The sequence below is a fragment of the Streptomyces sp. NPDC052687 genome (genome assembly GCF_040678395.1).
In the GTDB taxonomy this organism is placed as follows: Bacteria; Actinomycetota; Actinomycetes; order Streptomycetales; family Streptomycetaceae; genus Streptomyces.
The window spans coordinates 35,253-44,938 of the sequence record NZ_JBFATR010000053.1 but is presented as its reverse complement, the minus strand read 5'-3'; the positions used below and the strand labels follow the sequence as shown (position 1 = coordinate 44,938).

General features: G+C 73.5%; 8 protein-coding genes. 3 read left to right on the top strand and 5 right to left on the bottom strand.

The window, feature by feature from the left end; all coding sequences use genetic code 11:
• Positions 1-25 precede the first annotated feature (25 nt).
• Both AB0K92_RS29065 and AB0K92_RS29060 read right to left on the bottom strand, forming a co-directional pair.
• Positions 26-760, bottom strand: a complete 735-nt coding sequence (locus AB0K92_RS29065; RefSeq protein ID WP_365927732.1) for a hypothetical protein — start codon at positions 758-760, stop codon at positions 26-28.
• 65 nt (positions 761-825) lie between these two features.
• Positions 826-1,107: a zinc-ribbon domain-containing protein gene (locus tag AB0K92_RS29060; protein ID WP_365927730.1), complete on the bottom strand. Its 282-nt coding sequence runs from the start codon at positions 1,105-1,107 to the stop codon at positions 826-828.
• A gap of 342 nt (positions 1,108-1,449) precedes the next feature.
• Here AB0K92_RS29060 and AB0K92_RS29055 point away from each other — a divergent pair, with 342 nt between their 5' ends.
• Positions 1,450-2,199 (top strand): PP2C family serine/threonine-protein phosphatase, encoded by a 750-nt coding sequence (locus tag AB0K92_RS29055; protein ID WP_365927728.1) that lies wholly within the window; start codon positions 1,450-1,452, stop codon positions 2,197-2,199.
• A gap of 244 nt (positions 2,200-2,443) precedes the next feature.
• Entirely contained in the window at positions 2,444-3,799 is a 1,356-nt protein-coding gene (locus AB0K92_RS29050; RefSeq protein WP_365927726.1) for a M28 family metallopeptidase, read from the top strand.
• Between the two features lie 100 nt (positions 3,800-3,899).
• On the opposite strand, the gene AB0K92_RS29045 is transcribed toward AB0K92_RS29050, so the two are convergent.
• Positions 3,900-4,895, bottom strand: a complete 996-nt coding sequence (locus AB0K92_RS29045; protein WP_365927734.1) for a DJ-1/PfpI family protein — start codon at positions 4,893-4,895, stop codon at positions 3,900-3,902.
• A gap of 186 nt (positions 4,896-5,081) precedes the next feature.
• Here AB0K92_RS29045 and AB0K92_RS29040 point away from each other — a divergent pair, with 186 nt between their 5' ends.
• Positions 5,082-5,672, top strand: coding sequence for a cysteine hydrolase family protein (locus tag AB0K92_RS29040; protein WP_365927724.1), 591 nt, complete (start codon positions 5,082-5,084; stop codon positions 5,670-5,672).
• 25 nt (positions 5,673-5,697) lie between these two features.
• Here the strand turns inward: AB0K92_RS29040 and AB0K92_RS29035 are convergent, their stop codons facing one another.
• Complete coding sequence (locus AB0K92_RS29035; RefSeq protein WP_365927722.1) at positions 5,698-7,341, bottom strand: carboxylesterase family protein; 1,644 nt, start codon at positions 7,339-7,341, stop codon at positions 5,698-5,700.
• A gap of 89 nt (positions 7,342-7,430) precedes the next feature.
• Positions 7,431-9,398 (bottom strand): protein-arginine deiminase domain-containing protein, encoded by a 1,968-nt coding sequence (locus AB0K92_RS29030; protein WP_365927720.1) that lies wholly within the window; start codon positions 9,396-9,398, stop codon positions 7,431-7,433.
• Between the last annotated feature and the right edge of the window lie 288 nt (positions 9,399-9,686).

Genomic DNA, 9,686 nt, shown 5'->3' with positions numbered 1-9,686 from the left:
GCCGCGGGGCCCCGCGCCGGCCCGCTCACGCGCTGCCGACACCGTCCAGCGCGGCGCTGATCCGGGCCAGCCGGGCCGGCGGCAGCGCGAAGTGGTTGTCCGGGTTGCGGTACGAGTACGGGCCGTCGCTGACCCGGCCGACGCCCTCGGCGGTGGACCAGCGCGCGGCACCGGCCGGCCCCTGGGCGTCGAGCAGGGCCGCGGCCAGCGCCTCGGGCGCCTCCACGGCCGTACACGCGCGCAGGGCGGCGGCCACCCGGCCGGCCGCCTCGTCGGGCACGGCCTCGTCCCCGAGCGCGGGCAGCAACAGCAGCAGCCGGGCCCCGGGGTCGGACGTGCTGCCGCCGGGCAGACCGTTGTCCGCCGCCGCGCACAGTTCGGGCCAGGACAGTGCGGGACCCATGAAGTGGCCCTCGTCCTGGGCGAGCAGTTCGGCCCGCTCCCAGTCGGGGTGGTGCAGGAGGTAGTCGATGCCCGGGTCGTCCGGGGCGGCGCGGTAGACGACGTACAGCCGGTGGCCGCCCTGCAGCGGCACGGTGAAGACGGGCCACTCGTCCCCCTCCAGCAACCGCCGCTGACCCTCCGCGGCGGCCTCCTCGTCCGCGCCGAGCAGCAGTTCCTCGGCCTCGGCCTCGGCGGCACAGCTGTAGAGGTGGCCCAGCCAGAAAAGGGGCTGGGCCAGCAGCTCGGGGCGGTGGGTGAAGGGGCCGCCGTCGTAGCCCGGTATGCGGGAGGGATGCGTCGTCGCGCTGTTCGTCACGCACGCCATCATGGCGGGCCGGGCGCGCCCCGGCGCGGGCGGGGGCACCGCCCTTCGCCGCGTACTCAGTGACCGTACGGCTGCTGCTGGGGCTGCCCCTGGGTCTGGCCGCCCGTGGCCTGCGCCTGCAGCTGCTCCGCCTGCTCCTTGGTCACCTGCTGCTCCGCCCCGCAGAACGTGCACTGCGTGGCGAACTTCGTCGAGAAGGGGAACAGCGGCACGAAGAACAGGGTGAACTTGGTGACGCGCTTCCTCAGCGTGTGCGCGGCCGGATTGCCGCAGCGGCCGCAGACCAGCGTGAGTATCGCGAGCTGGTACAGATACCCCTTGGTACCAAAGATGATCATGTCGCTGATCCCTCCCGAGCCGGCGCCCGCCGGCACCGTGCCGGCCGGGCGGTGAGCCACGCCCACGTCCCCAGTCTTCCGCACGTCGCGGTGAGCGTCCTGACGCGGACCGGCGCGCCGGTGTGGTGCGGCCCGGTCCGGTGCGGTCCGGCGCGGCTCGGTGCGGTCCGAGGCCCGGCCTCCGGCCCCGCGCCGGCCGTACCCCCCCCCCCCCCGTGCCCGTACCCCCGTGCGCCCGTACCCCCGCGACCCGTGCCCCCGGGCACGGGCCGACCGCCGTCTTCCTAGACTGGTACCGGACCCGGCCCGCCGACGCGGCCGGACGGAAGGCGGTGGCGCCCCATGCAGTACGTCGCTGTGAGTGCGCTCAGCCATCCCGGGCTGCGGCGGACCGGGAACGAGGACAGTCTCGTGATCGGCCCCTGGACCCTGTGCGCGACCGTCACCGAGAGCCCGCAGACCCTGGTCTTCCCGCTCGGGAGCCCCCTCGTCGTCGCCGTCGCCGACGGCCTGGGCGGCCACCCCGGCGGCGATCTGGCCAGCTCCCTCGTCGTGCGCGGGCTCGCCTCCAACGGCTCGGACCTCGGCACCGAGGCCGCCGTCCGCGACCTCCTGGACGCCTGCAACCGGGCCGTCTACGACGCCGCGGGCGGTGACATGGGAGGCGAGCTGGCCACCATGGGGACGACCGTCGCCGGTGTCGTCGTACGCGACGACTCGCTGCTGGTGTTCAACGTGGGCGACAGCCGCGTCCTCGCGCTCTCCCCGGACGGGCTGCGCCAGCTCAGCGTCGACGACAGCCCGCCGCTGGAGCCCGGGCAGCGCACCACGTCCCTCGTCACCCAGAGCCTCGGCGGCAGCCCCGTCTTCCGCGCCGTCCACGCGCACGTCACCCCCGTACCGCTGTCTCCCGGTGAGCGCTATCTCATCTGCACCGACGGGGTGACCGACCCGCTGACGAACGACGTGATCGAGGACGTGCTCCGGGAGCACGACGACGGCCGCGCGGCCTTCGAGCTGTGGAGGGCGGCCATCGAGGCGGGCGGCCCGGACAACATCACGCTGGCCGTGGTCCGCGTCGGCGAGGAGTAGTCGCCGCCCTAACCGGGAGCAGTCCCCGCCGATCCGGCGTGGTCCCCGCCGGTCAAGCACCGTCTCCGCCGACGGGCCGCCCCGTCCTGTCCGCTCAGCGAACACCGATGTCCGGCAAGCGTCTTGACGGGACATCGACATCTCCCTGACCATCGGGCACACACAGCACCCGCACAGCTCTGGCACCACCGCTTCAGACTTCGTCCGGCAACCCCACCCACGACGAGAAAGTGCGGACCCCCACGTGACGACTCCCCGGTTCACCCTGCCCAGAAGCCGTTTCAGACGTACCGCGACGGCGACCGCCCTCACCCTGGCCGGCGCGCTGCTCGCCGCCGCCCCGGCCCACTCCGCCCCGGCCGCCTCCGCCCCCTCGGTGGCGACCGCGGCGCGGGTCCTCGCCGCCCCCGACATCCCGCTCGCCAACGTCAAGGCGCACCTGACCCAGTTCCAGTCCATCGCGGGCGCCAACGGCGGCAACCGGGCGCACGGCCGCCCCGGTTACAAGGCCTCCATCGACTACGTGCGCGCCAAGCTGGACGCCGCCGGATTCACCACCACCCTGCAGCAGTTCACCTACTCCGGCACCACCGGCTACAACCTCGTCGCCGACTGGCCCGGCGGCGACCCGGGCCAGGTCGTCATGGCCGGCGCCCACCTCGACTCCGTCTCCTCCGGCGCCGGCATCAACGACAACGGCTCCGGATCGGCGGCCGTCCTGGAGACCGCGCTCGCCGTCTCGCGGGCCCAGCTCCAGCCCGCCAAGCACCTGCGGTTCGCCTGGTGGGGCGCGGAGGAACTGGGCCTGGTCGGCTCCAAGCACTACGTCAACACCCTCGCCGCCGCCGACCGCGCCCGCATCACGGGCTACATCAACCTCGACATGGTCGGCTCCCCGAACCCCGGCTACTTCGTCTACGACGACGACCCGGCGATCGAGAAGGTCTTCAAGGACTGGTACGCGGGCATCGGCGTGCCCACCGAGATCGAGACCGAGGGCGACGGCCGCTCCGACCACGCCTCCTTCAAGAACGCGGGCATACCCGTCGGCGGCCTGTTCACCGGCGCCAGCCGCACCAAGACGTCGGCCCAGGCCGCCAAGTGGGGCGGCACCGCGGGCCAGCCCTTCGACCGCTGCTACCACTCGTCGTGCGACACCACGGCGAACATCAACGACACCGCCCTGGACCGCAACAGCGACGCCCTCGCCCACGCCATCTGGACGCTGAGCACGGCGACAACGCCCCCGCCGGGCACGACGTACGAGAACACCACCGACGTCGCCATCCCCGACAACGGCGCGGCCGTCACCTCCACCGTCCCCGTCACCGGCCGCACCGGAAACGCCCCCGCCACGCTCCGCGTCGGCGTGGACATCAAGCACACGTGGCGCGGTGACCTGGTCGTCGACCTGCTCGCCCCCGACGGCACCGCCTACCGGCTGAAGAACTCCAGCAGCTCCGACTCCGCGGACAACGTCACCACCACCTACACCGTCGACGCCTCCAGCGAGCCCGCCAACGGCGACTGGCGGCTGCGGGTGCAGGACGTGGCCGCCCAGGACACGGGCTACATCGACAGCTGGAAACTGACCTTCTGACACCGGCCCGCAGGCCGGCACCGCCCGCACCGTCCCCGGTGACCGGCGCGGTGCCGGCCTTCCCGGTACCGCCGCGCGGCACGCCCCGGGCCGCGCGCACTCAGCCGGTGGCGGCCCGGAAGCGGCGGCGGTACTCCGTGGGAGTGGTGTCGAGGCGGCGGCGGAACGCGCGCACGAGGGTGTCCGTCGTACCGAACCCGCAGACGGACACGATGCGTTCCAGTGTCGCGTCGGTCGACTCCAGCTGCCGGCGGGCGAGTTCCACGCGCACGGACTCGATGTAGGCGCTCGGCGTCATGCCGAGCTCCGACGTGAAGACGCGGGTGAGCTGGCGCTCGCTGAGATGGGCGTGGGCGGCGAGGTCCGCGACCGTGAGCGGCTGCGCGATGTGCCGCAGGATGTGGTGACGCAGTTCCTCGACACGCCGGGTGGCGGAGAGCGGTTCGAGCGGCACGCTGAACTGGCTCTGCCCGCCGGGGCGCTTCAGGTACATCACCAGCTGCCGGGCGACGCGCAGCGCGAGCGCCTCCCCGAAGTCGTCGGCGACCAGGGCGAGGGACAGATCGAGGCAGGCGCTGATCCCCGCGCCGGTCCACACCTCACCGTCGCGGATGAAGATCGGGTCGGCGTCGACGCGGACCGCCGGGTGCTCGGCGGCCAGCTGCCGGGCCGTGGACCAGTGGGTCGTGGCGCGCCTGCCGTCGAGGAGCCCGGCGGCGGCCAGGACATGCGCCCCGACACAGACCGAGGTGACCCTGCGGGTCCGCTCGGCGAGGGTCTTCACCCAGCCGGTCACCACCGGGTCGGTGACCGCGCGCACCCGGCCCCGGTCGTCGGTCTCGACCGCGCCGGGCACCATGAGGGTGTCGATGCTCTCCCTCGCCACCTCCTCGAAGGTCGCGTCGGGGAGCACCCGCACCCCGGCGGCCGTGGTCACGGGTTCGGGGGTCTCGGCGGCCAGGACCACCCGGTAGACCGGGGAGACCCCGTTCAGCTCGCGCCGCACCAGGGAGAACACCTCGGGCGGGCCGGTCACGTCGAGCAGGTCGACGCCGTCGAAGAGGAGGATGACGACGAGTCGTTCCACGGTGCTCAAGGCTGCTGTCTCCGCCCGGTCGGCAACGGTCATGTCCGGATCTGCAGGTTAGATGACATTGCCGACACGTGAAGCGGGCCCGTAGCGTTCCCCACGTACCCGGCACGAGCGGCACCCCGCCCGTCCGGAGCCACAACTGCCGTTCCGCTCAACGGACTTGGCGTACCGATTCTTAGGGGAACCTCCATGGCCACGACCACGCTGCGCACACTCATGGGCTTCGACGAGACGCCCGCGTCCCTCGCCGACGCCACCCTGATCCTGGTCGACTACCAGAACACCTACGTCCGCGGCGTGCTGGAACTGGACGGCTGGCAGGCGGCGCTCGACTCCGCCGCCGGACTGCTGGACCGCGCCCGGGAGGCGGGCGCCACGGTCATCCACGTCGTCAACGACGGCGGCGCGGGCACCCTGTACGACATCCGGGCCGAGATCGGGCAGATTCACCCCCGCGTCGCACCGGCCGACGGGGAGTCCGTCGTCGTCAAGAAGGTCCCGGACGCCTTCGTCGGCACCGACCTGGGTGACCTCGTCGCCGCCGCCGGACACAAGGACGTCGTCGTCGCGGGCTTCATGACGCACATGTGCGTGCTGTTCACCGCGCAGGGCGCGTTCCTGCGCGGCTACCGGCCCACGGTCGTCGCCGACGCCTGCGCCACCCGCCCGCTGCCGGCGGCGGGAACCGAGGTGCCCGCCGCGCAGCTCCACCGCGGCGCGCTCGCGACGATCGGCGACCTGTACGGAGTCGTCGTCGAGTCCGGCAGGACGCTGGCCTGACACGGCCCGCCGACCGCTGGACGGCTCAGCCCAGGCGGCGCCAGAAGGCGAGGTTGTGGGCGGCCGCGTAGTCCACCGCCGTGACCGCGCCGGGCGCCAGCGACTGGGTGTGCGGGACCGGGGAGCCCGGCTCGAACGCCGGCCAGGGCGCCAGGCCGCGACGCCCCGGCCGGCCGGTCGCGGCGAACGTCGCCCAGTAGTCGGTGACGGCGTCCGCGAGCCGCGCCTGGGCCGGAGTGAACCGGCCGCGGAGGGCCTCGTCCTCGAACACGTACGGCGTGTCGGAGGCGTGGTAGGCGCCGAAGTCGAAGTCCCCGGCCGGCACGGGCAGATACATCGGCGCCCGCCGGTCGGCGAACTCGTAGGCGTACGTGGGCACATGGCGGCCGAGGGCGGTGTGCTGGGCGTAGGTGCCGCGCGCCCACATGCGGTCGGTGACCACCGTCGCCCAGGCGAGGGCGGGGGAGGGGAAGGCGTCCACCGGGTACTCGGCGAGCACGGCGGCCGCGCGCTCCTTCCCGAACGCCGTCACCGCCAGCTCCTCGTACTGCCCCTCGGTCAGCTTGCCGTTCACCGCGTCCCACGTCAGCCCGACGAACAGCCGGTGCTCGTCGCGGGTCGCCCCGGACAGCACCGGCACCCGGTGGAAGCGCCCCTCCTCCAGGGCCTTCTCCGGCAGCTCGGGCAGCACACCCTCGCCGAACGCGAACGCCTGGAAGACGTTCATGACGTACGGCACCTCCAGGATCCGCTTCACCGGCAGCGCCCGCAGACAGCGCAGGGCGCGGCCGGGGTCCGGGCCGGCGCAGCCCAGCCCGGCGGCCACATCCCGTCCGGCGTCGCGCAGGTCGCGCACGGTGCGCCAGGTGTACCAGCGGTACGCCGGGACCTGCGGCCCCATCATGCCGGCCAGCATGTCCATCATGCCCTCGCCGCTGGAGAGCACCGCACGGTGGAACAGCCCCCGCGCGGAGGGCGACGTGAGGTGTCCGACGATCGCGGCGGCGCCGAACGAGGTGCCGGCCACGGTCACGTTGCCGGGATCGCCGCCGAAGGCCGCCGCGTTGCGGGCCACCCACCGCAGCGCCGCCTGCTGGTCCTGCAGCGCGAAGGTCCCGGAACCCGGCAGTCCGGGGTGGGCGAACCCACCGAAGACCCCGAGCCGGTAGTTGACGGTGACGACCATCAGCCCCCGGTCGGCGAGCCGACGGGCATCGAACAGGTGCCCGCCGCCGATCGTGCCGTCGCCGTGGATCCACACGAACACCGGCAGCCCGCGGCCCCGGCCGGACCGGGCCGGGGCGGTCACGTTCAGGACCAGGCAGTCCTCCTCCAGGCTGGTGGTCCCGCCGTACTGCGCGGGCACCTGCGGGCACAGCGGACCGGGCCGGGTGGCGCCCCGTACGCCCTGCCAGGGGCGCACGGGACGGGGCGCGGCCCAGCGGTGCTCACCGGTCGGCGGTCCCGCGTACGGGATGCCGCGGAACGAGCGGTGCCGGCCGGAGACGGTGCCGCGCACCGTTCCCGCGTCCGTCCGCACCACCGCCGTGGGCGCGCCGTGCCCGGCGTCCGCCGGCCCTCGCGCGGCGGACTGCGCGCAGGCCCCGGTGGCCAGCAGCGCCACTGCCACGCCCAGCGCGGCGACCGCCGGGCCCCGCCTCTTCGCCATCGCAGCACACTCCGCTCTGTCCGTTCCGCCCGGGAATCACCCCGAGTGGCATCATCGGCGCTCCGCGTGCGTGCCGCGAGTCGTCACGGCTACCGCCGCGGGGCCGCCCACCAGGCCGCGGAGGCGTCGCGCAGGGTGTTGGTGCCGCAGTGCACCTCGCCCATGCCGAGGTGGTACGTGTACCAGTCGTCGATGTACGACACCTTCAGACCGGCCTTGCGGTAGGCGGCGTTCACCGCCTCGGTGAAGATGTCCTTGCCGCCGACGAGCGGGCCCCACTGGCGCGGGGCGAGGTAGCGGTCGCGGCCGAGGAGGACACCGTTGACCGCGCCGGGGACGTAGGCGCTGGTCATGACCGTCGCCCGGGCGGTCTTGCCGGTGCCGCGGCCGTTCCCGGCGAGCCACTTCTGCTGGCCGCGGTCCTGGAACGTGTCGGCGAGGGACGTGCCGCCGCCCAGCCGGGTCAGCCGCGGCATGGGCACCTCGTCGCCGTCCGCCGCACGCGTCAGCGCCTCACGGGTGTACAGGGCCGGAACGCGGACGATCTCCGCGTCGGTGACGCCGGTCGCCTTCTTGAGGATTTCCAGGTTCGCCTTGATGCGCTCGGCCGCCATGGTGTTGTCGGCGACGAAGTGCCGGGTGGCGAGGACCTGGTCGATGGTCTCCTCCGGGGCCGGGACGTCACCGCCGAGGCCGGGCACGGAGAACATCTTGACCGCGCCGTGGCCGCCGGCCTGCGCGTCGCGCAGCAGCCGCAGCCCGGCCTCCGGGTCGGCGACGCCGATCCGCCAGCCGCGCGGAGTGTCGGCGGGCAGGAACTGGACGAACTCGTCGACGTGCCCGACCCCCAGCCAGGAGGTGTCCAGCAGCAGCGGGTCCTGCAGGCCCTGCGACTTCAGCAGCGTGCGCATCGCCGGCGACGGCCGCTGATCGCTGTCCTTGCGCCAGCCCATGATGATCCGCCCGGCCGGGAAGGAGCGGCCGCCGTGCGCGTACGGCGGGATGGTCTCCAGGTTGCCCATGGAGTTCAGCGACCAGTCGTCCGGTTCGGCGCGGTCGGTGACCTGGACGACGCCCACGTCCCGGCCGCGCACCTTCTCGAACAGCTCCCGGCCCGCCTCGCGGTCCAGCTGGGCGGAGCGCAGCATCACCCGCATCACGTGCCGCTTGCCGCCGGGGCCGGTCATGCTGACGTACGCCGGCTCCACGAAGTCCTGCGCCCACGGGTCGCCGTACTTCTCGAACGTGACCAGCGGCTTGGTGATGCCGGCGGCCTTGACCTCCTTCTCCAGGTCCTTGACGAACTGGCGCTGGAGACGGCCGTACTCGCCCGCGCCGCTCACCTTGGTGACCATCACCTGCCGGGCGCTCTGGAGGTGGTGGTGGGTGAGAAGGGGAGCGGCCCGCAGGGTGACCGAGTCGGAGGCGGTCCGGCCGCCGGAGGTCACGGACAGCCGGATCACCGCCCGGCCGTCCCACACGGCGCTGTCCCGGATCACATCGGTGGCCTCCACGCCGAACTCCACTCCGGCGCGCAGCTCGGCGGCGGTCAGCCGGGTGTCCGAGGTGACCCGGGTCCACCCGCCGGACCGCTTGACGAAGACGTGGGTCCGCTTCGCCCCCGTCGTCACCTGCACGCTGCCCTTGGCGTCCGCCGCCAGGCCGGGCACCGGGACGGAACGCACCCGGGCGAGGTCCGCGGCGTCGGCCGTGCCGTTGACCTTGCCGTCGGAGGCGTCGTTGCACGCGGCCAGCTCGGTGTCGGACAGCGGCCGGCCGTCGGCGCCCTTCGCCGGGCAGCGCTTGGTGTCGTCGTCCAGGTTGGGCAGGTGGACCGCGCCCCGCCCGACGGCCCACGTGTCCTCGCCGGCCGTGTCGGTGGTGCCGGTGACGTCGACCCGTCCGTCGCGGTTCACGTCCGCGCGCAGATCGGGTCTCGGGGACGGCGTCGCCGCGTGGGCGGGGGAGAGCGGTGCCGCGAGCACCGATCCCGCCGCCGTGACGGCGAGGATCGCGTGCCGAACCGAGGCGGTGTGTACGCGCGTTGGTGAGCGCACGGCGTGTTGTCCCTTCTGACGGTGGGGGGTTTCGCCGTGCAAGAGGGGAAAAGCGCGCGGGGCGTTGGCTGTCGAGGTGAGTTGCGTGCCTCACGCCACACTCCGGTCGCTCCCCACGGACCCGTACCGAGGCGTTGACAAAGTCGACCCCTGGTAGAAACCTGTCAGCCCAGCGCTGCAAAAGATTGACGAAATCACTCAAGAATCGGATCAGCAGCGTTTCGGTCTCACCAGGACAGGAACCGTTCCCCCTCGCGCACCACCCCGTGACCCACCCCCACCTGGTGA

What these genes read in the sequence shown, in the direction of transcription:
- AB0K92_RS29060 (WP_365927730.1), bottom strand. Translation starts at nt 1,107, where the DNA reads ATGATCATCTTTGGTACCAAGGGGTATCTGTACCAGCTCGCGATACTC.
- AB0K92_RS29055 (WP_365927728.1), top strand. Translation starts at nt 1,450, where the DNA reads ATGCAGTACGTCGCTGTGAGTGCGCTCAGCCATCCCGGGCTGCGGCGG.
- AB0K92_RS29040 (WP_365927724.1), top strand. Translation starts at nt 5,082, where the DNA reads ATGGCCACGACCACGCTGCGCACACTCATGGGCTTCGACGAGACGCCC.
- AB0K92_RS29035 (WP_365927722.1), bottom strand. Translation starts at nt 7,341, where the DNA reads ATGGCGAAGAGGCGGGGCCCGGCGGTCGCCGCGCTGGGCGTGGCAGTG.